General features: G+C 71.8%; 26 protein-coding genes. 7 read left to right on the top strand and 19 right to left on the bottom strand.

Going from position 1 to position 26,350, the window contains the following annotated elements; all coding sequences use genetic code 11:
* The first annotated feature begins 74 nt into the window (after positions 1-74).
* Positions 75-311: a glutaredoxin domain-containing protein gene (locus ACIBK9_RS22765; protein ID WP_397160867.1), complete on the top strand. Its 237-nt coding sequence runs from the start codon at positions 75-77 to the stop codon at positions 309-311.
* On the opposite strand, the gene ACIBK9_RS22770 is transcribed toward ACIBK9_RS22765, so the two are convergent.
* From ACIBK9_RS22770 to ACIBK9_RS22805, 8 genes are all read right to left on the bottom strand, one after another.
* The gene (locus ACIBK9_RS22770; protein WP_397160869.1) at positions 298-1,839 is read right to left on the bottom strand and encodes a PucR family transcriptional regulator; all 1,542 of its coding nucleotides are present in this window, start codon (positions 1,837-1,839) and stop codon (positions 298-300) included. The genes ACIBK9_RS22765 and ACIBK9_RS22770 overlap by 14 nt on opposite strands.
* Positions 1,830-2,492, bottom strand: coding sequence for a TenA family protein (locus ACIBK9_RS22775; protein ID WP_352320742.1), 663 nt, complete (start codon positions 2,490-2,492; stop codon positions 1,830-1,832). Before ACIBK9_RS22775 ends, ACIBK9_RS22770 begins: the two co-directional genes overlap by 10 nt.
* Before the next feature lie 9 nt (positions 2,493-2,501).
* The gene (locus tag ACIBK9_RS22780; RefSeq protein WP_358298416.1) at positions 2,502-2,975 is read right to left on the bottom strand and encodes a GNAT family N-acetyltransferase; all 474 of its coding nucleotides are present in this window, start codon (positions 2,973-2,975) and stop codon (positions 2,502-2,504) included.
* Positions 2,976-3,121: 146 nt separating this feature from the next.
* Positions 3,122-3,859 carry a 4-hydroxy-tetrahydrodipicolinate reductase gene (gene dapB, locus ACIBK9_RS22785; RefSeq protein ID WP_357988077.1) on the bottom strand — a complete coding sequence of 246 codons (738 nt, stop codon included), beginning with the start codon at positions 3,857-3,859 and terminating at the stop codon, positions 3,122-3,124.
* Between the two features lie 114 nt (positions 3,860-3,973).
* Complete coding sequence (locus tag ACIBK9_RS22790; protein ID WP_397160872.1) at positions 3,974-5,281, bottom strand: M16 family metallopeptidase; 1,308 nt, start codon at positions 5,279-5,281, stop codon at positions 3,974-3,976.
* Between the two features lie 46 nt (positions 5,282-5,327).
* Entirely contained in the window at positions 5,328-7,664 is a 2,337-nt protein-coding gene (locus ACIBK9_RS22795; RefSeq protein WP_397160874.1) for a polyribonucleotide nucleotidyltransferase, read from the bottom strand.
* 395 nt (positions 7,665-8,059) lie between these two features.
* Complete coding sequence (gene rpsO, locus ACIBK9_RS22800; protein ID WP_090945762.1) at positions 8,060-8,329, bottom strand: 30S ribosomal protein S15; 270 nt, start codon at positions 8,327-8,329, stop codon at positions 8,060-8,062.
* Between the two features lie 190 nt (positions 8,330-8,519).
* The gene (locus tag ACIBK9_RS22805) at positions 8,520-9,446 is read right to left on the bottom strand and encodes a bifunctional riboflavin kinase/FAD synthetase (protein WP_397160876.1); all 927 of its coding nucleotides are present in this window, start codon (positions 9,444-9,446) and stop codon (positions 8,520-8,522) included.
* Positions 9,447-9,548: 102 nt separating this feature from the next.
* On the opposite strand from ACIBK9_RS22805, the gene ACIBK9_RS22810 reads away from it, so the two are divergent.
* Positions 9,549-10,568 (top strand): TRM11 family SAM-dependent methyltransferase, encoded by a 1,020-nt coding sequence (locus ACIBK9_RS22810; protein ID WP_397160878.1) that lies wholly within the window; start codon positions 9,549-9,551, stop codon positions 10,566-10,568.
* A gap of 131 nt (positions 10,569-10,699) precedes the next feature.
* Here the strand turns inward: ACIBK9_RS22810 and truB are convergent, their stop codons facing one another.
* The 8 genes from truB to rimP all read right to left on the bottom strand — a co-directional run bounded on the left by truB (position 10,700) and on the right by rimP (position 18,527).
* Positions 10,700-11,572, bottom strand: a complete 873-nt coding sequence (truB, locus tag ACIBK9_RS22815) for a tRNA pseudouridine(55) synthase TruB (RefSeq protein WP_397160880.1) — start codon at positions 11,570-11,572, stop codon at positions 10,700-10,702.
* The gene (locus ACIBK9_RS22820) at positions 11,554-12,591 is read right to left on the bottom strand and encodes a bifunctional oligoribonuclease/PAP phosphatase NrnA (protein WP_364340294.1); all 1,038 of its coding nucleotides are present in this window, start codon (positions 12,589-12,591) and stop codon (positions 11,554-11,556) included. The genes truB and ACIBK9_RS22820 overlap by 19 nt, the downstream gene beginning before the upstream one ends.
* Entirely contained in the window at positions 12,588-13,028 is a 441-nt protein-coding gene (gene rbfA, locus ACIBK9_RS22825) for a 30S ribosome-binding factor RbfA (RefSeq protein ID WP_358298430.1), read from the bottom strand. Before rbfA ends, ACIBK9_RS22820 begins: the two co-directional genes overlap by 4 nt.
* 39 nt (positions 13,029-13,067) lie before the next feature.
* Entirely contained in the window at positions 13,068-13,364 is a 297-nt protein-coding gene (locus ACIBK9_RS22830; protein WP_352320823.1) for a DUF503 domain-containing protein, read from the bottom strand.
* A gap of 120 nt (positions 13,365-13,484) precedes the next feature.
* Positions 13,485-16,607, bottom strand: coding sequence for a translation initiation factor IF-2 (gene infB, locus ACIBK9_RS22835; RefSeq protein WP_397160883.1), 3,123 nt, complete (start codon positions 16,605-16,607; stop codon positions 13,485-13,487).
* 125 nt (positions 16,608-16,732) lie between these two features.
* On the bottom strand, positions 16,733-17,032 hold the full coding sequence (locus ACIBK9_RS22840; RefSeq protein ID WP_352365338.1) for a YlxR family protein: 300 nt from the start codon (positions 17,030-17,032) through the stop codon (positions 16,733-16,735).
* Positions 17,016-18,020, bottom strand: a complete 1,005-nt coding sequence (gene nusA, locus ACIBK9_RS22845; protein ID WP_397160885.1) for a transcription termination factor NusA — start codon at positions 18,018-18,020, stop codon at positions 17,016-17,018. The genes ACIBK9_RS22840 and nusA overlap by 17 nt, the downstream gene beginning before the upstream one ends.
* Before the next feature lie 12 nt (positions 18,021-18,032).
* Positions 18,033-18,527 (bottom strand): ribosome maturation factor RimP, encoded by a 495-nt coding sequence (gene rimP / locus ACIBK9_RS22850; RefSeq protein ID WP_358298436.1) that lies wholly within the window; start codon positions 18,525-18,527, stop codon positions 18,033-18,035.
* A gap of 284 nt (positions 18,528-18,811) precedes the next feature.
* On the opposite strand from rimP, the gene ACIBK9_RS22855 reads away from it, so the two are divergent.
* Both ACIBK9_RS22855 and ACIBK9_RS22860 read left to right on the top strand, forming a co-directional pair.
* On the top strand, positions 18,812-19,327 hold the full coding sequence (locus tag ACIBK9_RS22855) for a hypothetical protein (protein WP_397160887.1): 516 nt from the start codon (positions 18,812-18,814) through the stop codon (positions 19,325-19,327).
* Between the two features lie 40 nt (positions 19,328-19,367).
* Positions 19,368-19,841: a ferritin-like domain-containing protein gene (locus ACIBK9_RS22860; RefSeq protein WP_397160889.1), complete on the top strand. Its 474-nt coding sequence runs from the start codon at positions 19,368-19,370 to the stop codon at positions 19,839-19,841.
* Positions 19,842-19,945: 104 nt separating this feature from the next.
* Here ACIBK9_RS22860 and ACIBK9_RS22865 read toward each other — a convergent pair whose 3' ends face one another.
* Positions 19,946-21,688 carry a proline--tRNA ligase gene (locus ACIBK9_RS22865; protein WP_397160891.1) on the bottom strand — a complete coding sequence of 581 codons (1,743 nt, stop codon included), beginning with the start codon at positions 21,686-21,688 and terminating at the stop codon, positions 19,946-19,948.
* Between the two features lie 158 nt (positions 21,689-21,846).
* On the bottom strand, positions 21,847-22,518 hold the full coding sequence (locus ACIBK9_RS22870) for a hypothetical protein (protein WP_397160893.1): 672 nt from the start codon (positions 22,516-22,518) through the stop codon (positions 21,847-21,849).
* Between the two features lie 133 nt (positions 22,519-22,651).
* On the opposite strand from ACIBK9_RS22870, the gene ACIBK9_RS22875 reads away from it, so the two are divergent.
* Entirely contained in the window at positions 22,652-23,620 is a 969-nt protein-coding gene (locus ACIBK9_RS22875; protein ID WP_397160895.1) for an acyl-CoA dehydrogenase family protein, read from the top strand.
* A gap of 6 nt (positions 23,621-23,626) precedes the next feature.
* Here ACIBK9_RS22875 and ACIBK9_RS22880 read toward each other — a convergent pair whose 3' ends face one another.
* A complete protein-coding gene (locus ACIBK9_RS22880) occupies positions 23,627-24,100 on the bottom strand; it encodes a hypothetical protein (RefSeq protein ID WP_352365354.1) in 474 nt (157 codons plus the stop codon).
* A gap of 101 nt (positions 24,101-24,201) precedes the next feature.
* Here ACIBK9_RS22880 and ACIBK9_RS22885 point away from each other — a divergent pair, with 101 nt between their 5' ends.
* Both ACIBK9_RS22885 and ACIBK9_RS22890 read left to right on the top strand, forming a co-directional pair.
* Complete coding sequence (locus tag ACIBK9_RS22885; protein WP_397160897.1) at positions 24,202-25,269, top strand: LLM class flavin-dependent oxidoreductase; 1,068 nt, start codon at positions 24,202-24,204, stop codon at positions 25,267-25,269.
* Complete coding sequence (locus ACIBK9_RS22890; protein WP_397160899.1) at positions 25,266-26,342, top strand: hypothetical protein; 1,077 nt, start codon at positions 25,266-25,268, stop codon at positions 26,340-26,342. The genes ACIBK9_RS22885 and ACIBK9_RS22890 overlap by 4 nt, the downstream gene beginning before the upstream one ends.
* Positions 26,343-26,350 lie beyond the last annotated feature (8 nt).

Genomic DNA, 26,350 nt, shown 5'->3' on the forward strand with positions numbered 1-26,350 from the left:
TAAACTCCAGTTGGCACATGAGAGTATTCGGCGCCTGCGCCACGAGTCAAACCCACCTAACGAATCGGAAATACATGATCACCGTGTACAGCGCTCCCTGGTGCGGTCACTGCCACCGGCTGAAGGCGCAGCTCTCCCGCGCCGGCATCCCGTACACCGAGATCGACGTGGACGAGGCCCCCGGCGCCGTCGACCTCATCGCCGAGCTCAACGGCGGCTCCTGGCTCATCCCCACGGTCGTCTTCCCGGACGGCTCCGCCCTGGTCAACCCGGGTGTGGAGGAGGTGCGGGCGCGGCTCAGCGCATCCTGAGGGCCAGCATGAAGTCGACCCGCTCGTCCCAGGAGTTGAGCGACCTGCCGGTCAGCTCCTCGATCCGGCGCAGCCGGTAGCGCAGCGTGTTGACGTGCACGTGCAGGCGCTCGGCCGTGGCCGCCCACGAGCCCGACTCCTCCAGGTACGCCTGCAACGTCTCCAGCAGGTCCGTCTGGTTGGCCGCGTCGTACGACTCCAGCCGCCCCAGCAGCCGCGACCGGAACGCCCGGCGCAGCTCCCCCGGGATGGCGGCCAGCAGCGTGCGATGGGAGCTGACGTCGTCGCCGGTGATCACGCTGACCCGGTCGCCGCTCAGGCCGGCCAGCGTGAGCGCGTGCCTGGCCTCCTCGATCAGGCTGCTCAGCGCCGCCGGGCCGGTCGTCACGCTGCTCACCCCGAGCGTGATGCGGCCCTGACCGAGCCCCGCCTCCAGGGTGCGCGCGCCCCTGAGCACGTGGGCCGTCAGCTCGTCGGCCGTGTTGCCCGCCAGCGGGACGAGCGCGACCGCCTCGGCGGGGCCGGTGGCCGTGACGATGCCGGGCGCCAGCGGCCGCAGCAGCTCGTCCAGCACGGGCACGGCGACCTCGCCGCCGCCGCCACCGTCGTCGAGCCGCGCCGACAGGGCGACGGCCAGCAGGCCGTGCTCGGTCTCCACGTGCAGCGTGTGCAGCCGCGACACCACGCCGGGCAGCGCCGCGTCGCCCGACTCCAGCAGCGTCAGGAGCTGGTCGAGCACCCGCCGCTCGATGCGCTGCGCCGCCTCCAGCCGCGAGCGCTCCAGCGCCACCAGCGCGGCCAGCTCGACGACCAGGTCCTCGTTCTCGCCCTGCACCTGCTCCCCCGCGTACGCCAGGAACCAGTTGGCGATGCGGTGCGGCGCCCCCTTGCTGACCGGGAACACCGACAGCGCCGTGCCGTCCTCCTGCGTCACCATCCCGGGCAGAAAACGGGCGGTCAGGAACGTGTGCGCCAGCCGCAGCCGGGCCGCGGCGTCCAGCGGCTGGGAGCCGACGACCACCCGGCCCGTGGGCGAGAGCACCCAGCAGGGCACGTCCAGCTCGCCCGCCACCGCCGTGACGAGCTTGGTGAGGCTGCCGCCGTCGACCAGGGTGCTGGCCAGCCGCCTGCGGGCGGCGTACGCGGGCCGCGGCGGCGTGCCCAGCTCGGCGATCAGGGCCCGCAGGACGTGCTCGGTGACCTGGCTGAACGGCACGTCCACCGGCAGCGTGAGCAGCGGCAGCCCGGCCTCGGCGCAGGCGTCGATCAGGTCGGCCGGCGGCACCTTGAGCGCGGTGCCGGCGACCAGCGCCGCCACGTCCCCGAGCTTGGCGACGAAGTCGCGCGAGGAGGCCGGGCCGGTGTGCCAGGTCAGCTCGGTGAGCACCAGCTCGCCCGCCTTGACGAACATGGCCGGGTCGGGCAGGTCGGTCGTGGCGACGCCGCGTACGCGCCGGTCGAGCAGGTCGTGCCCGGTCAGCACCTTCAGGGCGAGCTGGCCGGCCTGGAGGAGGTCCCTCAGCCGCATGGCCAGCCTTCCCGGCGCCAGGCCGCGTCCCAGAACATCCACTCGTAGCGGGCGGTGGTGAGCGCGCGGTCGAGCAGCCGCAGCCGCTCCTCGCCGGCCGGCGCCAGCCCGTCCAGCAGGTCGAGCACTCCCGCCACGGTCTCCTGGTAGCCCTCGCCGCCGTAGGTGTCGATCCACCAGGCGTAGAGCGGGTCCGGAGAGGACCGGCCGAGCAGGGTCTCGCCGACCCGGGCGTAGATCCAGTAACAGGGCACGATCGCGCCCAGCGCCTCCGGGAACGTGCCCAGCGAGCACGTGCGCACCAGGTACGAGGTGTACCCGACCGTCGTGGGCCCGGCGGGCGTCTTGCGCGCGTCGGCCTCGTCCAGCCCGAACGCGGCCAGCAGCTCCACCACCAGGCTGTGCTCCACCTCGACGGTCATGGCGGCGTCGCGGGCGAAGCGCTGCACGCCGGACGGCTCCGGCGAACGCGCCGCGCACGCCGCCAGCGCCCTGGCGTAGTCGGGCAGGAAGTGCGCCTCCTGCACCACGTAGTGGCGGAACGCCTCCCGCGGCAGGGATCCGTCGGTCAGCCCCGACAGGAACGGGTGGGCCAGGATCTGGTCGTACACACCGCCGACGACCTGCCACAACTCATCACGAAACCGGCTCACCCGCCCAGGCTATCGGCGCATCACGACCCGCGGCGCCACCTCGATGCCCAGCTCGCGCTCGTGTTCCACCAGCGCCCGCAGCTCCGGCCCCCACTCGGCCTCGGGCAGCACCGCGAAGCCGTGCCGCTCGTACCAGGGGGCGTTCCAGGGCACGTCGCGGAACGTCGTCAGCGTGACCGCCGGCGCCCCGACCGCCCGCGCGTGGTCGGCCACCGCCTCCACCAGCCGCCCGCCGATGCCCTGCCGCATGTGGTCGGGGTGCACCGCGAGCTGGTCGAGATGCAGGTTGCCGTCGACCCGGCCGATCAGCGCGAACCCGGCCGGCGGGTCGCCTTCGACCAGCACCGAGGTCGCGTCCGTGACGTCCTCGACCATCGTCGTGCCCGCCGGGAAGACTATGCCGGCCTGCTCGAACAGCTTGTCGGCGGCCAGTTCCACAGAGATCAGCCCGGCCAGCTCGCCCGGGTCGGCCCATCGCACCATGACGACACGGTCTCATGTTTCGGGTGGACCACGCCGCTGGTATTAGTGTTGATGATCGTAGGCCCGGCTGTGCGGAGCCGGGACCCTCTCCTCACGACGTGCCCATGACCGCTGTCACATGCGGTCATGGGCACGTCGTGCAGCGGTCACAGGTCGAGCAGGGGCTCCAGGCCCACGGTGAGGCCGGGCAGCTCGCGCACCCGGCGCACGCCCAGCAGCACGCCCGGCGTGAACGCCGACCTGCTCATCGTGTCGTGCCGGATGGTGAGGATCTCGCCGTCGCCGCCGAGCAGCACCTCCTGGTGGGCGATCAGCCCGGACAGGCGCACCGCGTGCACGTGCACCCCGCCGACGTCGGCGCCGCGGGCGCCGTCGAGGGCGGTGCTGGTGGCGTCGGGCATCCCGCCGAGCCCGGCCTTGCCGCGCGCCTCGGCCACCAGCTCAGCGGTACGCCGGGCGGTGCCCGAAGGGGCGTCGGCCTTGTTCGGGTGGTGCAGTTCGATGATCTCGACGGACTCGAAGTGGCGGGCCGCCTGCTGCGCGAAGTGCATCATGAGCACCGCCGCGATGCCGAAGTTGGGGGCGATCAGGCAGTTGACGCCCGGCGAGCGCTCCAGCCACCCGCGCACGGTCTCCAGCCGACCGGCGTCGAACCCCGTGGTGCCCACCACCGGGTGCACGCCGTGGGCGATGGCCCATTCCAGGTTGCCCATGACCACGTCGGGATGGGTGAAGTCGACCACCACCTCGGCGCCTTCGAGCCCTTCGACGGGATCGTCCTTGTCGAGCGCGGCCACCAGCTCCAGGTCGTCCGCAGCCTCGACCGCCTTGCACACCTCGACGCCCACGCGACCACGCGCGCCCAGCACACCAACCCTGATCACGCCCCCAACCCTATTACGCCCGCCACCCCCTCCCAAGCACCCCCCAGAACCGAGAGGGGGAGAGCGGAATCCCGCTCTCCCCCTCCACAACGACCCCGGCCGGGGCGAACCCGGTCAGGCGATGGCCTCCGAGAAGTCCTTGTCCCCGTACGGCCCGATGACGGCCAGCGTGAGCGGCCGGCTCAGGACGTCACGGGCGACCTCCCCGATCTCGTCGGGGGTGACCGCCTCGATCCGGGCCAGCACCTCGTCGACCGACATCAGCTCGTCGTAGACCAGCTCGTTCTTCCCGATCCGCGACATGCGCGACCCGGTGTCCTCCAGCCCGAGCACCAGCCCGCCGCGCATCTGCCCCTTGCCGCGCATGATCTCGTCGGCGGTGATGCCTTCGGCCACCACCCGGGACACCTCGTCGCGGCAGATCTTGAGCACGTCGTCGATCTTCGAGGGCAGGCAGCCCACGTAGATCCCGAACTGCCCGGTGTCGGCGTAGGCCGAGGTGTAGCTGTAGGCCGAGTAGGCCAGCCCGCGCTTCTCCCTGATCTCCTGGAAGAGCCGGGAGGACATGCCGCCGCCGAGCGCGGCGTTGAGCACGCCGAGCGCGAACCTGCGGTCGTCGGTGCGGGACATGCCGGTCGTGCCGAGCACCAGGTTGGCCTGCTCGGTCGGCCGGTCCAGCACCCTGACCCCGGAACGGGTCTCGGCGCCCGGACCGCTGGTGCGCGGCGGGGCGAACTCGTAGGGGCCCTCCAGCGCGCCCGCCCGCTCGTACGCGCGGGCGACCAGCTCGACGACCTCCTCGTGCCGCACGTTCCCCGCCACCGACACCACCGTCGTACGCGGCCGGTAGTACCGGTGGTAGTACTCGGCGATGCGCTCCTGGCCCAGGGCGTTGATCGAGTCGACCGTGCCCAGGATGGGCCGGCCGATCGGCGAGTCGCCGTAGAGCGCGGCGGCGAACTGCTCGTGCACCACGTCGGACGGGTCGTCGTCGTGCATGGCGATCTCTTCCAGGATCACCCCGCGCTCGGACTCGACGTCCTCCTCGGTGATCAGCGAGCTGGTCACCACCTCGGCGAGCACGTCGACCGCCACGGGCAGGTCCTCGTCGAGGACCCGCGCGTAGTAGCAGGTGTACTCCTTGGCGGTGAAGGCGTTGATCTCGCCGCCGATGCCCTCGATGGAGGCCGAGATTTCCATCGCGTCCCGCGTGGGCGTGCCCTTGAACAGCAGGTGTTCGAGGAAGTGGGTGGCCCCCATGTGCTCGGGGGCCTCGTCACGCGAGCCGATGCCGACCCACATGCCGACCGCGACGCTACGCACGGTCGGCATGGTCTCGGTCACCACACGGAGCCCACCCGGCAGGACGGTGCGCCTGACGACCCCGGCTCCGTCCTTGCCGGGGTGCAGCGTGGTGGTCATCACGAGGCCTCCTGCTTCGGGGGTGCCGAGAACTGTGGTTGCCCGGTCACGAGTTGCGGTCGTCGCCCTCGTTGGGGCGGCTGGTGCGCACGCGGGTCCGGGTGCGGCGCGGCCGCTCCGGCTTGTCCTCGGCGGCGACGGAGTCGGCCTCGGGCGCGGGAGCCTCGCCGTCCTCGGCGCCGGCCGCGGCCTTGGCCTCCTTCTCCGCGGCCTCCTTCTCGATGACCTCGACGGGCACGAGGGAGAGCTTGCCCCGGCCGTCGATCTCGGCGATCTCGACCTGGATCTTCTCGCCGACGCCCATGACGTCCTCGACGTTCTCGATGCGCTTGCCGCCGTGCAGCTTGCGGATCTGGGAGACGTGCAGCAGGCCGTCCTTGCCGGGCATGAGCGAGACGAACGCGCCGAAGGCCGCGATCTTGACGACCGTGCCCAGGTAACGCTCGCCGACCTCGGGCATGTGCGGGTTCGCGATGCCGTTGATCGCCGAACGGGCCGCCTCGGCGGAGGGCCCGTCGGTGGCGCCGATGTAGATCGTGCCGTCGTCCTCGATGGTGATCTCGGCGCCCGTGTCGTCCTGGATCTGGTTGATCATCTTGCCCTTCGGGCCGATGACCTCGCCGATCTTGTCGACCGGGACCTTGATCGTGATGATGCGCGGCGCGGTCGGGTTCATCTCCGCCGGGGAGTCGATCGCCTCCTGCATCACGTCTAGGATCGCCAGGCGGGCGCCCTTGGCCTGCTTCAGCGCGGCGGCCAGCACGGAGGCGGGGATGCCGTCGAGCTTGGTGTCGAGCTGCAGGGCGGTGATGACGTCCTTGGTGCCGGCGACCTTGAAGTCCATGTCGCCCATGGCGTCCTCGGCGCCGAGGATGTCGGTCAGCGTGACGTAGCTGCCGCCCTCGCTGATCAGGCCCATCGCGATGCCGGCGACCATCTCCCTGAGCGGCACACCGGCGTCCAGCAGCGCCATCGTGGACGCGCAGACCGAGCCCATCGAGGTGGAGCCGTTGGAGCCGAGGGCCTCGGAGACCTGGCGGATGGCGTACGGGAACTCCTCGCGCGAGGGCAGCACCGGGATGAGCGCCCGCTCGGCCAGCGCGCCGTGACCGATCTCGCGGCGCTTGGGCGAGCCCACGCGGCCCGTCTCACCGGTGGAGTACGGCGGGAAGTTGTAGTTGTGCATGTAGCGCTTGGTCCGCTCGGGGTTGAGCGTGTCGATGTTCTGCTCCATGCGCAGCATGTTCAGCGTGGTGATGCCCAGGATCTGGGTCTCGCCGCGCTCGAACAGGGCCGAGCCGTGCACCCGGGGCACCACGTGGACCTCGGCCGACAGGGCGCGGATGTCCTTGGTGCCGCGGCCGTCGATGCGGACGCCCTCCTTGACGACCCGCTCGCGCATGAGCTTCTTCATCACCGAGCGGAACGCGGCGGAGATCTCCTTCTCGCGCCCCTCGAACTCGGGCAGCAGCCGCTCGGCGGCCAGCGCCTTGACCTTGTCGAGCTCGGTCTCGCGCTCCTGCTTGCCGGCGATGGTCAGCGCGGCGGCCAGCTCGGTCTTGATCGCGGCCTCGACCGCGTTGTAGACGTCGTCCTGGTAGTCGAGGAAGACCGGGTACTCGGCGGTCTCCTTGGCGGCGACCTGCGCGATGCGGGACTGCGCCTCGCACAGCACCTTGATGAACGGCTTGGCGGCCTCAAGGCCCTGCGCGACGGTCTCCTCGGTCGGCGCGACCGCGCCGTCGGCGACCAGCTTGAGCGTGTCCTTGGTGGACTCGGCCTCGACCATCATGATCGCGACGTCGCCGTCGTCGAGCAGGCGGCCCGCCACGACCATGTCGAACGTGGCCCGCTCCAGCTCGGGGTGCGTCGGGAAGGCCACCCACTGGCCCTCGATCAGCGCGACCCGCACGCCGCCGATCGGGCCGGAGAACGGCAGCCCGGCGAGCTGCGTGGACAGCGAGGCGGCGTTGATGGCGACCACGTCGTAGAGGTGGTCGGGGTTGAGCGCCATGACCGTGGCGACGACCTGGATCTCGTTGCGCAGGCCCTTGACGAACGACGGGCGCAGCGGCCGGTCGATCAGGCGGCAGGTCAGGATCGCGTCCTCGGACGGACGGCCCTCACGGCGGAAGAACGAGCCGGGGATGCGGCCCGCGGCGTACATGCGCTCCTCGACGTCGACCGTGAGCGGGAAGAAGTCGAAGTTCTCCTTGGGAGCCTTGGACGCGGTGGTGGCCGAGAGCACCATCGTGTCGTTGTCGAGATAGGCGACGGCGGAACCCGCCGCCTGGCGCGCGAGACGACCGGTCTCGAACCGGACCGTGCGCGTGCCGAAAGAGCCGTTGTCAATGACGGCTTCAGCGGTGTGGACACCCTCCACGGGGGACCTCCTTGTGGTCGGTCACCCGCGCCCTCTTTTCTCACCGGCACCCTCGTGCCTATGAAGGGACCCGCTCGTCAGACGGCCGCCCATCCGTCGTGCCCGGTGGCACGGTGGCGGCGATCCGTCAGCGTGTCCCCCATAGAAGGTGCAGCGCCGGTCTTCGATCGAAGCGCCCGGTCGTTCTTACCGGAAGCCACTACCGAGGACCGGCCCGCAGGCGTCGCGGGTCGCATGGTGCTGAATCGGACGCGGGGGCTGTGTGTCTCGGATATTCAGTTGTACGCCGACGGCGCGGCGGCTCGCCGCCACGACGCGCCGGTCGTGTGTGCTCCTACCCACATGGGCGGAGCCATATGAGAAGGGAGCGGCGCCGGGCGCCGCTCCCTTTCATGCTATCGGCGCAGACCGAGTCGCTCGATGAGCGAACGGTAACGCTGGATGTCGACCTTCTGCAGGTACTTCAGCAGACGACGCCGGCGACCGACGAGCAGAAGCAGGCCACGACGGCTGTGGTGGTCGTGCTTGTGCGTCTTCAGGTGCTCGGTGAGCTCGCTGATGCGCTTGCTGAGCAGCGCGATCTGCACCTCGGGCGAACCGGTGTCGCCTTCGGCCGTCGCGTACTCACTGATGATGGTCTTCTTGGCAGCGGTGTCGAGGGACACGGCTCTCCTTCGATCTACGGACACGCGCGAATGAGATGAGAGTGCGAACGACCGTGCGTGCCTACAGTCGCCGCGTGAAGGCCGTCATGGGCAGCGCAGCAGCGCCACCGTTACAGAGCCGACATGCAAGGTTACCATCGGAGTCAAGCGTTTCGCGCCCGCGAACGTTCCGCGCCCGCCGCGGCCGGCGTCACGACGTGATGCGGCGGGCGGCGTCGACGTCGGCGTGGATCTGGTCGATCAGCGCCTCGATCGACTCGAAACGGGTGTTGCCCCTCAGCCGGGCGGCGAACTCCACCGCCACGTGCACCCCGTAGAGCTCCAGGTCGTCGCGGTCGAGCGCGTACGCCTCCACGGTACGCGGCACGCCCTCGAACGTCGGGTTCGTGCCCACCGAAATCGCCGCCGGCCACCGCTCGCCCGCGTACGGCGCGGGCAGGTTGGCCACCGGGACGCACTCCAGCCACCCCGCGTAGACCCCGTCGGCCGGGATGGCCGTCTGCTGCGGCGTCTCGACGTTGGCGGTCGGGAAGCCGAGCTGCCGCCCGCGCTGGTAGCCGCGCACCACCACGCCCTCCACCCGATGGGGACGGCCCAGCTCGGCCGCGGCGCCCTCGACGTCACCGGCGACGATCAGCTCGCGCGCGGAGGACGAGGAGACGCCGTCGAGCAGGGGCACCACCTCGACCTCGAAGTCGTACTTGTCGCCCAGCGTGCGCAGCGTCTCGACGTCGCCGGCGGCGTGGTGCCCGAACGTGAAGTCCGCACCCACCACGACCACCGCCGCCCCGAGGCGCTCGCTCAGCACGCCCTGGGCGAAGTCGTCGGGGCTCGTCCTGGACAGGTCGAGGGTGAACTCCACCACCTCGACGTCGTCGATGCCCAGCTCGGCCAGCAGCTCGGCGCGCCGCTTGAGCGTGGTCAGCCGCGCCCGCCGGGTGCCCGGCCGCACCACCTCGTCGGGATGCGGCTCGAACGTGACCGCCACGCTGCGCGCCCCCCGCTCGCGGGCCAGCTCGACCGTCCGCTCGATCACCTTGCGATGCCCGCGATGGACCCCGTCGTACACGCCGATGGTCACCACAGACCTTCTCGAACCCCGCACGCTAGGCCCCATTCGTTCGTGGCAGATCAATCCGACACAAGCCTGCCATGCACCTCCCGCTCACCTCCAATCGAGGGGCGGAGCGCGGTATTCCCGCAAGTAGGATGAGCCATCATGCCTCGATACGCGCTCCTGATCCTGCCCGCCTTCAACCGGGTCTACGGCGAGAGCTCCCCACGTCTGACCAGGGGCGAGCTGGCCGTCTTCAGCGACCACGCCATCGAGAACACCGTGCTGGACAGCGCGGAGACCACCATCGGCGGCGTCCCGTACATCACGTTCGAGACCGCCGAGCCGCTGTCCGAGTCCGACGTCGCGCTGCTGTCCAACCTGTCCTCCGTCTACGCGGTCTTCGGCGTCGAGGGCGACCTGCTGCGCCCGCTGGCCATGCGCCCCCTCGACCGGCTGAGCAGCGACCTGCTGACCATCCAGAAGTACGCCGGCAAGACCAACGAGCACTTCACCAAGCTGCTGCTCAACGTCACCGTGCTCGCCTCCGACCGGCCCATGTCCGGGAGGTTGTCGGTGTTCGACCCGATGTGCGGCCGCGGCACCACCCTCAACCAGGCCCTCATGTACGGCTACGACGCCTACGGCCTCGACGTCGACGGCAAGGACTTCGAGGCGTACACGACGTTCATCAAGACCTGGCTGCGCAACAAGCGGCTCAAGCACACCGCCGAGATCGTGCCGGTGCGGCGGGCGCGGGCGCTGGTGGGGCGGCGGCTCAACGTCACGTTCGGGCTGTCGAAGGAGGCCGTCAAGGCGGGCGACGTGCAGCAGCTGGCGGTGGTCAACGCCGACACGCTCAAGAGCCGCGAGTTCTTCAAGCCCCGCACGTTCGACGTCGTCGTGACCGACGCCCCCTACGGCGTCCAGCACGGCAGCAAGGGCGGCGGCGGCCTGTCCCGCAGCCCGCTGGAGCTGCTGCGGCAGGCCGTGCCGGTCTGGGCCGAGCTGCTGCGCCCCGGCGGCGCGATGGGCATCTCCTGGAACACCTACGGCGGCAAGAGCGCCGAGCTGGCCGCGATCCTCACCGGCGCGGGCCTGGAGGTCATGGACTACCCCGACTTCGAGCACTGGGTCGACCAGGCGATCGTCCGCGACATCCTGGTCGCCCGCAAACCCGCCTGACGAGCGAAGGCCGCGGCTCAGCCCGCAAGCCCGCCTGACGGACGAGGGCCGCGCCTCAGCCCGCAAGCCCGCCTGACGGACGAGGGCCGCGGCTCAGCCCGCAAGCCCGCCTGACGGACGAAGGCCGTGGCTCAGCCCGCGAACACGGCCAGGGGCTTGGCGATCCGGCCCTGCTCCTCCACCAGCGCCAGCAGCTCGCCCTCCGGCCCGAACACGCCGATCGGGCCGGCCCCGAGCCCGGCCGCGGGCAGCCGGCCGCCGTGGCCGATCACGCGCGCCTCCTCGGCGGTCACGTCCCGGCGCGGGAACGCCGCCGACACCGCCTCGCCGATGGGCAGCACCACGCACTCCTCGGCGAGCTGGTCGATGCCGCGGGCCAGCGACAGGTCGTAGGGGCCGACCCGGGTCCGGCGCAGGCTCGTCAGGTGACCGCCGACGCCGAGCGCGGCCCCCAGGTCGCGGGCCAGGGCCCGGATGTAGGTGCCGCTGGAGCAGGTGACGACCGCGTCGACGTCCACGACGTCGCCGGCGGCCCTGATGTCGAGCACGTCGAAGCCGTACACGGTGACGGGCCGGGCCGCGAGCGCGACCTCCTCGCCCGCGCGGGCCATCTTGTACGCCCGCTGCCCGTTGACCTTGATGGCGCTGACCTGCGGCGGCACCTGCATGATGGCCCCGGTGAGCGCCTCGACGCCCTTGTGCACCTCGGCCGCGCCCACCTCCGCCGCCGACGCCGTGGCCACGGTCTCGCCCTCGGCGTCGTCGGTGTTGGTGGACACGCCCAGCCGGATCGTGGCCTCGTAGACCTTCTCGGTCAGCGCCAGGTGCCCGAGCAGCCTGGTCGCCTTCTCCACCCCGATCACCAGCACGCCCGTGGCCATCGGGTCGAGCGTGCCGGCGTGCCCGACGCGGCGGGTGCCCGCGATGCGCCGCATCTTGGCCACCACGTCGTGCGAGGTCCACTCGCCCGGCTTGTCGACGATGATCAGACCGCTCTCGGCCATCCAGCCTTCCCCAGCTCTCGTCTGAACTTGGCCATGGTCTCCTCCACGCTGTCGTAGGAGGTGAACCCGGCCGCGTTGTGATGCCCGCCGCCGCCCAGCGCGGCGCACACGGCCGCCACGTCGACCCCGCCCTTGGACCTGGTCGACACCTGCCAGTCGCCGTGGTCGTCCTCCTTGAGCACGACCGCGATCTCGGCCTCGTCGGTACGGCGGACGATGTCGATCATGCCCTCGATCTCCGAGTACGGCAGCCCGTACGCGGCCCGGTCGACCCGCGGCACGTACGTCCAGACCATCGAGCCCTCCAGCTGCACCCGGTCGAGCGCCCTGGCCAGCACCTTGAGGTAGCCGAACGGCGAGCGGTCCCACAGCTCGCGGGCGATCTCGTCGGTGTGCAGGCCCGTGGCCACCAGCCGGGACGCCATCCGGTGCACGGCCGGCGTGGTGGAGGCGTAGCGGAAGGAGCCCGTGTCGGTCACCAGGCCGGTGTACAGGCAGGTGGCGATGTCCCGGTCGAGGCTGCCGCCGAGCCGGTAGATGAGCTGCTCGGCCAGCATGGCCGTGGCCGCCGCCCGCGGGTCGATGAGGCTGTGCGTGCCGAACCCGGCGTTGGACGGGTGGTGGTCGATCACGATGACCTCCTCCGCCCTGGCCGCGTTGGGGCTGAGCAGGCCCAGCCGCTCGAACGTGGAGGAGTCGAAGGTGATCATCAACGCCGGGGCCTCGGGATAGTCGGCCGGCGGGCACAACATCTCCTGCCCCGGCAGGAACCGCAGGATCCGCGGCACCGCGAAGTACTGGTCACCGAAGGAGGCCACGACCCGCTTGCCGATCGAGCGCAGCACGTAACCGACGGCCAGCATCGAGCCGAGCGCGTCGCCGTCGGGCGACACGTGACAGGCCAGGGCGACCTCGTCGACCTGGCCGATGAGCTGGACCGCGCGCTCCCAGGCGGCCTCGGGGATGTCCGTGGCCTCCTGGGAGGGCTGCTCGGCTCGGGCGCGCACGTGCGACGTCACGCCTGGTCGTCCTCACCCTCATCGGGCTTCTTGTAGGGGTCGGCCTCGCCGGCGTAGGCCGCGCCCTCGGCCCGGCGCGCCACCTCGGCGTCCCGCGCCCTGGCGGCGTTGATCAGGTCGTCGAGCTGGCGGGCGCTGTCGGGCAGCGGGTCGTGCCGGAACGTCAGCGTCGGGGTGAAGCGCACGCCGGTCTGGCGGCCCACCTCGGCGCGGATGATGCCCTTGGCACTCTCCAGGGCGGCCGCGGTGTCGGACCGCTCCGCGTCGGAGCCGAACACTGTGTAGAACACCGTCGCGTCACGCAGGTCAGCCGTGATCCGCGTGTCGGTCACGGTGACGAAGCCCAGGCGCGGGTCCTTGATCCGGCGCTCCAGCATCTCGGCGACGATCTGCTGGATGCGGTCGGCGAGCTTGCTCGCTCGTGCGGCATCCACCATGTTCGCTCCCCCTCACGCACGACCTGGCCGTGCTGTCGTTCAATCTTCGTCGTTGTAGAGGCGCTGTCTGGCTGACAGCAACTCGATCTCAGGGCGGAAGGCCACCATCCGCTCGCAGGCGTCCATCACCTCTTTGCAGTTACCCGCGGAGGCGGAGATCACCGCGACGCCCACCTCGCACCTGCGATGCAGGTCAAGATGGCCGGTCTCGGCCACCGCGATGGACGGGTAACGTCGCTGCAGCTCGGCGATCAGAGGCCGGACGACAGAGCGCTTCTGCTTCAGCGAACGCACGTCGCCGAGCAGGATGTCCAGGGTCAGAGCACCCACATACATCGTGTGAAACCACCGCTTGGCCTGGTGGGGTGGAAGCACGCCCGGCCCGCTGCGGTGGGAAGGGGGCCCGGGCGTGCGAGAGGCGCCCGGCGGAGGTTCCGCCGGGCGCCCGGCCGCGGGTCAGACCCGCGGCTTCTCCCGCATCTCGAACGTCTCGATCGTGTCGTCGATCCGGATGTCGTTGTAACCGACACCGATGCCGCACTCGAAGCCCTCGCGGACCTCGGTGGCGTCATCCTTGAAGCGACGCAGGGACGAGACGGTCAGGTTGTCGGCGATGACGACGCCATCGCGGATCACCCTGGCCTTGCTGTTGCGGACGATCGTGCCGGAGCGGACCAGCGAACCGGCGACGTTGCCGATCTTCGGCACCTTGAAGACCTCGCGGACTTCTGCGGTGCCCATCTGGACCTCTTCGAACTCGGGCTTGAGCATGCCCTTGAGCGCCGCTTCGATCTCCTCGATCGCCTGGTAGATGACCGAGTAGTAGCGGATGTCGACGCCCTCGCGCTCGGCCAGGTCGCGCGCCCGAGGCTCGGGGCGGACGTTGAAGCCGATGATGACCGCGTTGTCGTCGGCGACGGCCAGGTTGACGTCGTACTCGGTGATGGCGCCGACCGCGCGGTGCAGGACACGGAGCCTGACCTCGTCGCCGACGTCGATCTTGAGCAGGGCGTCTTCCAGGGCCTCCACCGAACCGGACACGTCACCCTTGATGATGAGCTTGAGCTCGTCGACGCGACCCTTCTCAAGGTCGCTGAACAGCTCTTCGAGGGTGCGGCGACGGCTCGACTTCGCCATGTCGGCGCTGCGCTTGCGCGCCGCGCGCTGCTGGGCGATCTGGCGGGCCATCCGGTCGTCGGTGACGACGATGAAGTTGTCACCGGCGCTCGGCACGGCCGTCAGACCCATGACCAGGACCGGACGGGACGGCGTGGCCTCCTCGACCGGGTCGCCGTTGTCGTCGAGCATCGCGCGGACGCGGCCGAAGGCCTCGCCACACACGATCGAGTCGCCCACGCGCAGCGTGCCGCGCTGGACCAGGACGGTCGCGACGGGGCCGCGGCCCTTGTCGAGGTGCGCCTCGATCGCGATGCCCTGGGCGTCCATCGTCGGGTTGGCCCGCAGGTCGAGCTCGGCGTCGGCGGTGAGCAGGATCGCCTCGAGGAGGTTGTCGATGCCCGTGCCGTTCTTCGCCGAGATGTCGACGAACAGGGTCGAGCCGCCGTACTCCTCGGCGACCAGGCCGTACTCGGTGAGCTGGGCGCGGACCTTGTTGGGGTCGGCGCCCTCCTTGTCGACCTTGTTCACCGCGACCACGACCGGAACGTCGGCCGCCTGGGCGTGGTTGAGCGCCTCGATCGTCTGCGGCTTCACGCCGTCGTCGGCCGCGACCACCAGCACCGCGATGTCGGTGGACTTGGCGCCTCGGGCACGCATGGCGGTGAACGCCTCGTGACCCGGGGTGTCGATGAAGGTGACCTTGCGGTCTTCGCCCTCGTGCGTCGTGGCGACCTGGTAGGCACCGATGTGCTGGGTGATGCCACCGGCCTCGCGCGCCACCACGTTGGTCTTGCGGATGGCGTCGAGCAGCTTGGTCTTACCGTGGTCGACGTGACCCATGACGGTCACGACCGGCGGACGCGCGGCGAGGTCGCCCTCGTCGCCCTCGTCCTCGCCGAACTCGATGTCGAAGGCCTCGAGAAGCTCGCGGTCCTCCTCCTCCGGGCTGACGACCTGGATGTTGTAGTCGAGCTCCGCGCCGAGGAGCTGCAACGTCTCCTCGTTGACCGACTGGGTCGCGGTCACCATCTCGCCGAGGTGCAGCATGATCTGCACGAGCGAGGCGGGGTTCGCGCCGATACGGTCGGCGAAGTCGGACAGCGACGCACCGCGCGGCAGGCGGATCGTCGCGCCGTTGCCGCGAGCGACCTGCACACCGCCGATCGCCGGCGCCGACATGTTGTCGAACTCCTGGCGCCTCTGACGCTTGCTCTTACGACCACGCGCGGGACGGCCGCCGGGACGCCCGAACGCGCCCGCCGTGCCACCGCCGCGACCACGGCCGCCGCCACCCGGACGACCGCCGAAGCCACCGCCGCCGCCACCGGGACCACCGGTGCCGGTACGGGGACCTGCGCCGCCGCCACCGGGACGACCGGCGAAGCCGCCGCCGCCACCGGGACGACCGCCGCCACCGCCGGGACGGCCACCGCCGCCACCGCCGCCGGGACGACCGCCACCGCCGCCGCCACCGGGACGTGGGCCACCGCCCGGACCGGCAGGACGACCCTGCGGCATCATCATCGGGTTGGGACGCGGCCCACCCGGACGCGGACCACCGGCGCCGGGACCCGGACGCGGACCGGCCGCACCGGGCGGACCGGGACGCGGACCCGCGGGACGCGGACCGGCCTCGCCGCCGCCACCGGGACGCGGCGGACGCGGCATCGCGCCGTCACGCGGCGGACCCTCACGACGCTCGCGCTGGCCGGGGCCACCGCCGTCGCGGTTGCCGCCGGGACGCGGCGGACGCGACTGGCCCATGCCGCTGGCGTTGGACGAGAACGGGTTGTTACCCGGACGCGGGCCACGCGGACCCGGCTTGGGACCGGGACCAGGACGCGGGCCGCCGCCTGCGGGCGCACCCGGACGCGGGGCCTGCTGCTGACCGCCGCCGCCACCACCGGAAGGCTGCCCGGGACGAGGCGCCGGACCGGGCTTGGGACCCGGACGGGCGGCGGGACCCGGACGCGGCCCCGGAGTCGGACGGGCGGGCGCGCCGGAACCGGCCGCGCTCTCGAAGCGGGCCTGCGGAGCCCCGGAGGTCTCGCCGCGCGCAGCCTCGGGCTGCTGCTGCGGCTGGTGGGGCATCGGCACCGGCGGACGCGGCTGCGCGCCGCCCGCGGGACCCGCGGGGCCGGGACGCGGCCCTGGCCGCGGAGCCGGACCCGGACGCGGAGGAGTAGGGGTCGGCGCCTCCGCGGCGCCGTTGCCGGCCTGGTGTTCTGCCGGACGGGGCGCAGCCTTGGGCGGCTGCGGCCTGTTGGACGACGAACCGCCGCCCCTGGAGGGCCCACCCTTCGATGCGCCCAGAGCTTCGGTGAGCCTGCGGACCACCGGCGCCTCGATGGTCGAGGACGCCGAACGGACGAACTCCCCCATCTCTTGGAGCTTGGCCATGACGACCTTGCTCTCTACGCCGAACTCCTTAGCGAGCTCGTATACCCGGACCTTCGCCACTGCACTCCCTTACTCGGCCCGGGAGGCTGGCTGTGCCGTCCGGACCGTCGTTAACTTGACGTCTTCATCGCCGCGTGCTCATCAGGCGCTCATAGCAATCTGACTCCGCCCATCAACTCGGCGTCCTACATGACATTTCGTGATTCCTCCTCCAGGTGTGCCCGCACTCGCGAGACGTCAAGCGGTCCCGGCACGCGGAACGCGCGCGGGAACGCTCGGCGACGCTCGGCGAGCTCCAGACAGCTCAAGGACGGATGCAGCGATGCACCGCGGCCAGAAAGCCGTCCTCGCAGATCAGGGACCAGATGGTCCTCGATCCGCACCAGGCGGAGCAGCTCGGACTTAGCCGTGCGAACCCTGCAGCCCACACAGGTGCGCTGTGGGGCCGCGTGGCCACCATATTCCAGCTTACCGTGTTGACGCATCTACGGAACCGGCAGCATCCTCGGCTTGTGTGTCAGGCCGGATGTCAATGCGCCATCCGGTGAGCCTGGCGGCAAGCCGGGCGTTCTGCCCTTCCTTGCCGATGGCCAGCGAAAGCTGGTAGTCGGGGACCGTCACCCGTGCGACCCGTCCTTCGAGATCGAGAACCTCGACATGGGAAACACGGGCCGGCGACAGCGCATTCCCGACGAACTCGCCCGGATCCTCGGACCAGTCGATGATGTCGATCTTCTCGCCGTGCAGCTCGGCCATCACGCTGCGGACGCGCGAGCCCATCGGGCCGATGCAGGCGCCCTTGGCGTTGACGCCCGGCTTGCGCGACCGGACCGCGATCTTCGTGCGGTGGCCGGCCTCGCGGGCCACCGCGGTGATCTCCACGGTGCCGTCGGCGATCTCGGGCACCTCCAGCGCGAAGAGCTTCTTGACCAGGCCGGGGTGGGTGCGCGACAGCGTCACCGACGGCCCCTTGTGGCCCTTCTTCACCTGCACCACGTAGGCGCGGATGCGCTCGCCGTGCACGTAGTCCTCGCCCGGGACCTGCTCGGCGTGCGGCAGCACGGCCTCGATCTTGCCGAGGTCGACCAGCACCACGCGCGGGTCCTTGCCCTGCTGGATCACGCCCGAGACCAGCTCGCCCTCGCGGCTGGCGAACTCGCCGAAGTTGATCTCGTCCTCGGCGTCGCGGAGCTGCTGCAGGATGACCTGCTTGGCGGTGGTCGCGGCGATCCGGCTGAAGTTGCCCGGAGTGTCGTCGAACTCCCTGACGACGTCGCCCTCGTCGTCGAGCTCGGCCGCCCAGATCGTGACGTGGCCGCTGCCGCGGTCGAGCTGGGCGCGCGCCTTGGGCGCCGCGCCCTCGGTGCGGAAGTAGGCGATCAGCAGCGCGTCCTCGATCGCCTTGACGACCAGGTCGAAGGAGATGTCCTTCTCCCGCTCCAGGCTGCGCAGGACGCTCATGTCGATGTCCACGAGGCTTCCCCCTTAGCCTTCGTCGCCGTCGACGTCGTCGGTGTCGTCGATCCGGCGGAACTCCACCTGCACCCGGCCTCGGGTCAGGTCCTGGTAATCGAGCCGGCGGGCGGAGCCGGCGACGTCGAGGTCGACGCCGCTCTCGTCCGCCGCCAGAACGCGGCCCTCCACCACGGTGCCGTCTCTCATCTCGGCCTTCACCAGCCGCTTGGCGGCACGGCGCCAGTGGCGCGGCTCGGTGAGCGGGCGGTCGACGCCCGGAGAGGAGACCTCAAGGGTGTACGCGGCCTGCCCCATCACGTCGTCCTCGTCGAGCGCCGTGGAGACGGCCTGGCTCACGTCGGCGATGTCGTCGAGGCTCACGCCGCCGTCGCGATCGACGATCACGCGCAGCAACCGCCTCTTGCCCGCCTGGGTGACGGTGACGTCCTCCAGATCGAGGCCCTCCGCGCCGACCACGGGCTCCAGGAGCTTCATCAGGTGGTCGCGGGATGATGCGCTGCCCATATCGACCTCCCCTATTGTCATGTCTCAGCCGGGCGGACCTCGCCACTGGCTCTCCGCCGTCTGGCTGCGCAGCCAGCGACGACAGTTGACACCCTATCTGTACGGAGGCACGGAGAGAGCGCCACTCGTCGTGGTCGAGTGGCGGAGCGTCGCCTGACGGCGTTCCCGGGCACCAGCCCGTACGATGCTATCTGCGTCCGCAGTCACCTGGAGCCGTCGCCGTCGGCGCCCCGGTCACTGAGGTCCCTCGTCACCGGGTCCGTAGTCACCGGAGGTCCAAGCCCGTGCGCCCGCGTCACCTCTCCAGGCGAGCCGTGCTGGCGGGCGGAGCGGCCGCCCTGACGGCCTGCAGCGCCTCGGGTCCCGCCGGGCCCGCGACCCCGGCGCCCGACTCGCCCGAGACCGTCCTGCTGCGGCAGGTGGTCGCCGACAAGGAGCGCACGGTCGCCCTCTACTCGGCGCTGATCGCGGGCGGCGCCGACTCCCTGGAGCCCTTCCGCGCCCGGCACCAGGCGCACCTGGCGGAGCTGCGCAAATACCTGCCCGCGGGCCCGCCGCCCGCCTCCCCGCCCGTCTCCTCGCCCGCCGGGTCCGCGCCCGCCTCGCCGGGCGCGGCGCCCAGTGCCACGCCGTCGAAGTCTCCCAAGCCCACGCTGTCACGGCTGCGGGACGTGGAGCGCCGGGCGGCGGCGCAGCGGCCCCGTCAGCTCGCCGGCCTGTCCCCCGGCGTGGCCCAGCTCCTCGCCAGCATCGGGGCGTGCGAGGCGGTCCACGCCGTGTCGCTGCCCAAGTCGTCGTGAACGGGATCGTGATGAACAGGATCGTGGTGGCAGCGTCGTGATGGCCGGGGACGACGTCGAGAAGCTGCGCAAGGCTCTGGCCGCCGAGCACGCCGCCGTGTTCGCCTACGGGCTCCTGGGGGCGCGTACGACCGGCTCCCTGCGGGACCTGACCGGCGCCGCGTACGAGGCCCACCGGGCCCGCCGCGACCAGCTCCGCAATCTGATCATCGGCCGTGGGGGCCGCCCGAACGAGTCGGAGCCCTCCTACGCGCTGCCGTACGTGCCCACGGGCGCCGCGCAGGCCGCCCGGCTGGCCGTGCAGCTGGAGAACGGCATCACGGCCGCCTATCTGGAGCTGGCCGCCGCCGCGGACCCGGCGCTGCGCAAGTACGCCGCCCTGGCCATGCAGGAGTCGGCGACCCGCGCCTACACCTTCCAACCGGCACCGCCCGCGGCCTTCCCCGGCATGCCGGGCAGCACCCTGCCCGCGACGCCGCCTCCCACGCCGGCACCGTCCCGCTCCGGCAGCTGACGACACCACGGACGGACCGGAACGACGGCCCCCATCACGGGCCCGGGCAGCGGACCGGCCCCATCACCGGAGCCGGGACAGCTACCCGGCCCGTGGGGTGTGGGTCAGCGGCAGGCGGCCAGGATGCGGGTGGCGGCCTCGGCGAGGGGGATCTCCTCCTTGACGCCGGTCACCCGGTCGCGCAGCTCGATGACGCCCTGCGACAACCCGCGCCCGATCACCACGATCGTGGGCACGCCCAGCAGCTCGGCGTCCTTGAACTTGACGCCCGGCGAGACCTGGGCGCGGTCGTCGACGAGCACCCGCAGCCCCTGCGCCTCCAGCTCGCCGGCCAGCTCAAGGGCGGCCTCGACCTGGTTCTCCTTGCCGGTGCCGACGATGTGCACGTCGGCGGGCGCGACCTCGCGCGGCCACACCAGGCCGAGCTGGTCGTGGGCCTGCTCGGCGATGACGGCCACGGCCCGCGAGACGCCGATGCCGTAGGAGCCCATGGTGATGCGGACGGGCTTGCCGTCGGGGCCGAGGGCGTCGAGGCCGGCGGCGTCGGCGTACTTGCGGCCGAGCTGGAAGATGTGGCCGATCTCGATGCCGCGGTCGATGGACAGCGGGGAGCCGCAGCGGGGGCAGGGGTCGCCGGCGCGCACCTCGGCGGCCTCGATCGTGCCGTCGGGGACGAAGTCGCGCCCGGCGACCACGTCGGCGGCGTGCTTGCCGGGCTCGTTGGCGCCGGTGACCCAGGAGCTGCCGGTGACGACGCGGGGGTCGACGAGGTACCGGATGCCGAGCTCGCGCAGGATCTGCGGGCCGATGTAGCCGCGGACGAGCCCGGGGTGGGCGGCGAAGTCGGCGGCCTCGAAGATGGCGGGCTCGCCGGGCGCGAGCGCGGCCTCCAGGCGCTTGAAGTCGACCTCGCGGTCGCCGGGCACGCCGATGATCAGCGTCTCGACCTTGTCGGAGCCGGGGGTGGTGACCTTGACGACGACGTTCTTCAGCGTGTCGGCGGCGGTGACGGACAGGCCGTGGCGCTCGTTGACGTAGGACACCAGGGACTCGATGGTCGGGGTGTCGGGCGTGTCGAGGACCCGCATCGGCGCGGCGCCGTCGAGGTCGCGGGCGGGCGGCGCGCTGGTGGTGACGGCCTCGGCGTTGGCCGCGTAGCCGCAGGAGTGGCAGGCCACGAACGTGTCCTCGCCGGTGGGGGTGGAGGCCAGGAACTCCTCGGAGGCCGAGCCGCCCATCGCGCCCGAGGTGGCGAACACGATCTTGTACTCGATGCCGAGCCGCTCGAACGTGCGGATGTAGGTCTCGCGGTGCTGCTCGTAGGAGCGCTTGAGACCGTCGTCGTCGAGGTCGAAGGAGTAGGAGTCCTTCATGAGGAACTCGCGGCCGCGCAGGATGCCGGCCCTGGGCCTGGCTTCGTCGCGGTACTTGGTCTGGATCTGGTAGAGCGTGACCGGGTAGTCCTTGTACGAGGAGTATTCGCCCTTGACCATGTCGGTGAAGAGCTCCTCGTGCGTGGGGCCGAGGAGGTAGTCGGCGCCCTTGCGGTCCTGGAGCCGGAACAGGGTGTCGCCGTATTCGGTCCAGCGGCCGGTGGCCTCGTAGTACTCGCGGGGCAGCAGGGCGGGGAAGAGCACCTCCTGGCCGCCCATCCGGTTCATCTCCTCGCGGACGATCCTGGTGACGTTCTCCAGCACCAGCTTGCCGAGGGGCAGCCACGAGTAGATGCCGGGGGCCACGCGGCGGACGTAGCCGGCGCGGACGAGGAGCTTGTGGCTCGGCACTTCCGCGTCTGCCGGGTCGTCCCGCAGGGTGCGAAGAAACAACGACGACATGCGCAGCAACACGGCTACTCCTTGCTCGGGCCTGGATCTGAAGGATTACAGGCTATCGACTCGGGGAGCCGCGCCGCGCGAGGTTAATCGGGCGCGAGTCCGGATCGGCCCGGATCGCCGGGCTCGCGGCCGGTACGCCCGCTCAGACCGAGAGGGGCCGGTACGCGGGCTCAGGCCGAGAGGGGCAGCCAGCCGCCCACGAAGACGCCCAGACAGACGGTGAACAGTCCGGCGAAGACGGCCGAGACCGCCAGGGCGCGCACGCGGGCCCGCCGGTTCCTGCGCAGCACCACGACCAGGGCCACGGCCAGCAGCGCGACCACCGTGGCGGGTCCGGGCCAGAACGACTGCTCGCTGTCGATGAAGCCGGGGGTCGCCCGGTCGACGACGTCGGCGATCAGCAGCGCGCCGATCGCGCCCGCGGCCAGGTCGCCCCAGCGGTCCCGCCTGCGGGTGACGTAGGCGAGCAGGCCGAGGCCGACGAGCAGGCCGACCGTCCAGTTCAGCCCGGCGACGCCGCCGCCGATGACGTCGAAGCCGTCCACTCCGCGCAGCGCGCTCGCGCCCATGGCCGCGACCACGGTGGACACGGCCGCGAGGAACGTGGTCAGCAGCGCCCAGCCGAACCCCGACGCGGTGGCGCCCACGACCAGCGCGAGGGTCAGGTAGGCGTACGGGTCGTAGAGCTGGCCGAACCATTCGGGGCCCTTGCCGGCGGTGAGCATGCCGACGAGGCCGACGGCCAGTCCTGCCAGGAAGGCCGCCAGCACATGGCGTTCCATGCGGCGCAGACGCCGGTCGCATTCGGCGAAGTCGGCGTACTCGATTGCGGTGTGGTTCATCTTCATTCCCTGGTCAATCCCTCCCCCGGAAATGTCTAGGGATGACCGCATCCAGATTATGTATCCATCCAAAAAAGGCAAATTTCGGTCATCCGTATCTAAGGCAAGCAATCGCTTGGTTTACCATGCTCGGGTGACCCTCTCCGATGAGCTCGGCGCCGTCGTCCGTGCCTACCTCGCCGACCGACCGGACGCGACCTGGCAGGCGTTCGCGCGGGACGTGGGCGCGGCGGGGCTGCTCGTGCCCGAGCGGTACGGCGGCGCGGGCTGCGGCCCGGCCGAGGCGGCGGCCGTGGCCGAGGAGCTGGGACGCGCGCTGTCACCCCACCCGTTCCTGCAGTCGGCCGTGCTGGCCGTCGGCGCGCTCATGGCCGACGGGGACGAGGACGCACGGGCCCGGCTGCTGCCGGAGCTGGCCTCGGGGGCGGCGACGGCGACCGTCGTGCTGCCGGGCGACGGGGACCTGGCGCTGGCGGACGACCGGCTCTCGGGCTCGGCGCCGTACGCGCTGGACGGCGAGATCGTGCTCGTCTACACCGGCGGGCACCTGGTCGAGGCCGAGCCGACGCGGCGGACGGCGTACCCGACCATGGACGAGACCCGCCCCCTGGTCTCCCTGACCTTCGACCGCGCACCCGTACGAAGGCTGGGCCCGGGGACGTCGTGGGCCCGCGTACGCGACCTAGGGATCGCGGCCCTGGCGGCCGAGCAGACCGGCGGCGCGGCGCGCTGCCTGGAGATGGCCACCGAGTACGCCCGCTCGCGCCGGCAGTTCGACCGGCCGATCGGCTCCTTCCAGGCGATCAAACACAAGCTGGCCGACGTCCTGCTGCTCGTGGAGTCCGCCCGCTCGGCGGCACGGGCGGCGGCGGAGGCGGCGGACACAGAGGCGGAGGTCTTCGCGGCCGTCGCGGGGTCGTACTGCGCGGAGGCCTACCTGACGGCGGCGGGCGAGAACATCCAGGTGCACGGCGGGATCGGGGTGACCTGGGAGCATCCGGCGCACCGGTATCTCAAGCGGGCCACGTCCGACGCCCAGCTCCTGTGCCCGCCGCGGACGCATCGCGCCCGCCTGGCCGCGCACGTCTTCGGCGAGGCGTGAGGCGGCTCAGCCGCCGAGCAGCTCCTCCCACGGATGGCGGGTGTTGGTGCGGCGGGTGGTGTCGAGCGCCTCGGCCAGCCGCCACAACCCCGGCCGCGCGCGCACCCGCGCCCGGCCCATGGGGTCGATCGCGCGCAGCTCGAAGCGCACCCCCAGCACCTCCAGCACCGCCGAGCCCGCGCCCGCGGGGCCGGCGGCCGTGAGCGGCGCGCCGCCGGCGTCGCCGACCTGGCCGGCGAGCAGCGCGGCCACCTCCGAGGCGTACGGCCCGTCGCGCCACTCGATGTGCCAGCTCCGGTCGGCGCCGCGCCACCACGTCAGGTCGCGGCACGACTCGATGACGTCGGCCTCGGTCGCGAGAGCGGCCATGACCCGGCCGAATGCCTCGTAACCGCGCGCGTCGGGGAGCGAGGGATCGTCGTCGCCATGGTCGTGGAACGTGCCGTCCTTCGACCGCCGCAGCGCGTGCTTTCGCCTCACGAGCAACCACTCTGATCGGCGGCGCGCCCTTCCCGCAAGTGTTCGGCCCTGATACGCTCTACCAAGCGAGCGCTTGGTTTACTACTTTCGCCGGAGGCGCGATGACGTCCCTACGGATCAGCCTGGGGTACGAACTGGAGGTCCGCGGCCGCACCCGCGGGGTCGAACGACAGGCGTTCCAGAACGTGATCGAGCAGGTCGTCCTCGGCGATCGGCTGGGGTTCGACACGGCCTGGTTCGTCGAGCACCACTTCACCAGGGGCTTCTCCCACTCCTCCGCCCCCGACCTGGTCCTCGCGGCCATCTCGCAGCGCACCGAGCGCATCCACCTCGGGCTCGGCGTGGTGCTGCTGCCGTTCCAGTCGCCCATCCGCACCGCCGAGCGGGTCGCCACCCTCGACGTGCTGAGCGGCGGCAGGGTCGAGTTCGGCACCGGACGCGGCGCCTCCCCCCTGGAGTACCAGGCCTTCCAGCGGCCGTTCGAGAAGTCGCGGCAGATCTGGGAGGACTCGCTGGAGGCCACCCTCGCCATCTGGCGCGCCGACGGCGAGCCGATCAGCAGGTCGAACGAGTTCTTCGAGATCCCCGACGTGGCCGTCTACCCCCGTCCGGTCCAGGAGCCGCACCCGCCCGTGTGGGTGGCCTCCACCTCGCTGGAGGGCTACCTGGCCGCCGCCCGGCACGGCTACAACCTGCTGGGCATGACGATGCTCAAGGGCATCGACGACGTCGCCGCCGACATCGCGAAATACCGGGAGTGCCTGGCCGAGAGCGGTTTCGACCCCGCCTCCCGGCGCGTGGCGCTGATGATCCCCTGGTTCGCCGCCCCCACCCGGGACGAGGCCACCGCCACCGCCGCCGACGCCGTCCTGTGGTACATCCGCCGCCAGGTCAACCTGGTCACCCCGCCCGACTACTACGACGCCCGGCACGCCACCCACCGCGTGCTGGGCCAGCTCGCCGCCGGGATGCCGCCGGAGGAGGCGATGGCCACCCTGCGCGAGCACCTCATGGTCGTGGTGGACGACGTCGAGGGCTCGCGCAAGGCCCTGGCCAGGATCGCCGAGGCCGGCGCCACGGACCTGATCATCCAGGCGCAGGTCGGCGGGCTGGCCCACGAGAAGGTGTGCGAGTCGATGACGCTGTTCATGAACGAGGTGGCCCGTTGACCGCCGCCCGCTGGCTGACCCGCGACGACCTCGCCTCGTCCGCACGCACCGCCGAAGGGCTGCTGCTCGTCGCGCCCGACCTGTCCAGCGTGTTCCCGCTCGGCCCCGAGGACGCCGCCGCCGCGACCGGGCTCACCGCGGCGGCGCTGCGCGCGGCCGGCGTCGGCGGGCGCGACCGGGTCGTGGTGGCGCTCGCCGAGCCCGCGGGCGCGCTGTGGACCGCCGCCGCCGCGCAGGTCACGCGGGCCGCCGCCGCCGTCGGGCCGCGCGGCCGCCTGCGCCTGCACCACGCGCTGACCGCGCTCGGCGCGACCACGCTGGTCAGCACCCCGACGGGCGCGATGGACCTGCTGGCCCGCCTGCACCTGGAGTTCCTGCTCGACCCGCTCGACCTCGGGCTCGACCACATCGTCCTGACCGGCGAGATCGCCTCCAGACGGACGATGGGACATCTGGCCGGCGAGTTCGGCTGCGCGGTCACCGACGTGCTCGCCAGCCCGTTCGGCGGGGCCGCGCTCGCGTTCAGGGCCGCCGAGGACGCGCCGCTCACCCCGCTCGCGGACGGCGTGCTGGGCCTCGCCTCGCTGACCAAGGACGACCTGGCCGGCCCGCAGGACGCGCTCGCCGAGCTGGTCCTCACGCCGTCCGGGCACTCCACGCTGGGCGACGCCGTGCTCAGGACCGGCCTGGTGTCCAGGGCCGACGGCTCCGGCGGCTCCGGGCTGCCCGCGCCCGCGCACACCGTCGGCGACCACGTGCTGGTCAGGGGCGTGTGGCTGGCGTTGCCGCGAGTCGAGAAGGCGCTGTCGAAGATCGACGGCGTGACCGGCTGGGAGCTGTCGGTCGAACGCCAGGGCACCCTGGACGCCGCCGCCCTGACCGTCTCCTTCGGCCGGGAGAGCCTGGTCAGGAGCCCGATGTGGCGGTCGAGGATCGAGCAGGCCGTGCGCGCCCTGACCCCGATCTCGATCGACGTCCGCATCGCCCAGGACGTCCTGGAGACCCCCGTGCCCGGCACGGTGGACGACCGGCGCGGCCACCATCTCGGCCGGGACAGGGCCCTCGTCAGCTAGCGCGACGG

Source organism: Nonomuraea sp. NPDC050227, from assembly GCF_044459705.1.
In the GTDB taxonomy this organism is placed as follows: domain Bacteria; phylum Actinomycetota; class Actinomycetes; order Streptosporangiales; family Streptosporangiaceae; genus Nonomuraea.

Bases quoted from the DNA above. Each gene is read 5' to 3' on its own strand.
- ACIBK9_RS22765 (WP_397160867.1), top strand. From the start codon at position 75: ATGATCACCGTGTACAGCGCTCCCTGGTGCGGTCACTGCCACCGGCTG.
- ACIBK9_RS22770 (WP_397160869.1), bottom strand. From the start codon at position 1,839: ATGCGGCTGAGGGACCTCCTCCAGGCCGGCCAGCTCGCCCTGAAGGTG.
- ACIBK9_RS22780 (WP_358298416.1), bottom strand. From the start codon at position 2,975: ATGGTGCGATGGGCCGACCCGGGCGAGCTGGCCGGGCTGATCTCTGTG.
- ACIBK9_RS22790 (WP_397160872.1), bottom strand. From the start codon at position 5,281: ATGACCACCACGCTGCACCCCGGCAAGGACGGAGCCGGGGTCGTCAGG.
- ACIBK9_RS22805 (WP_397160876.1), bottom strand. From the start codon at position 9,446: ATGGGGCCTAGCGTGCGGGGTTCGAGAAGGTCTGTGGTGACCATCGGC.
- ACIBK9_RS22810 (WP_397160878.1), top strand. From the start codon at position 9,549: ATGCCTCGATACGCGCTCCTGATCCTGCCCGCCTTCAACCGGGTCTAC.
- truB (WP_397160880.1), bottom strand. From the start codon at position 11,572: ATGGCCGAGAGCGGTCTGATCATCGTCGACAAGCCGGGCGAGTGGACC.
- rbfA (WP_358298430.1), bottom strand. From the start codon at position 13,028: ATGGTGGATGCCGCACGAGCGAGCAAGCTCGCCGACCGCATCCAGCAG.
- ACIBK9_RS22830 (WP_352320823.1), bottom strand. From the start codon at position 13,364: ATGTATGTGGGTGCTCTGACCCTGGACATCCTGCTCGGCGACGTGCGT.
- ACIBK9_RS22840 (WP_352365338.1), bottom strand. From the start codon at position 17,032: ATGCGTCAACACGGTAAGCTGGAATATGGTGGCCACGCGGCCCCACAG.
- rimP (WP_358298436.1), bottom strand. From the start codon at position 18,527: ATGGGCAGCGCATCATCCCGCGACCACCTGATGAAGCTCCTGGAGCCC.
- ACIBK9_RS22860 (WP_397160889.1), top strand. From the start codon at position 19,368: ATGGCCGGGGACGACGTCGAGAAGCTGCGCAAGGCTCTGGCCGCCGAG.
- ACIBK9_RS22870 (WP_397160893.1), bottom strand. From the start codon at position 22,518: ATGAACCACACCGCAATCGAGTACGCCGACTTCGCCGAATGCGACCGG.
- ACIBK9_RS22885 (WP_397160897.1), top strand. From the start codon at position 24,202: ATGACGTCCCTACGGATCAGCCTGGGGTACGAACTGGAGGTCCGCGGC.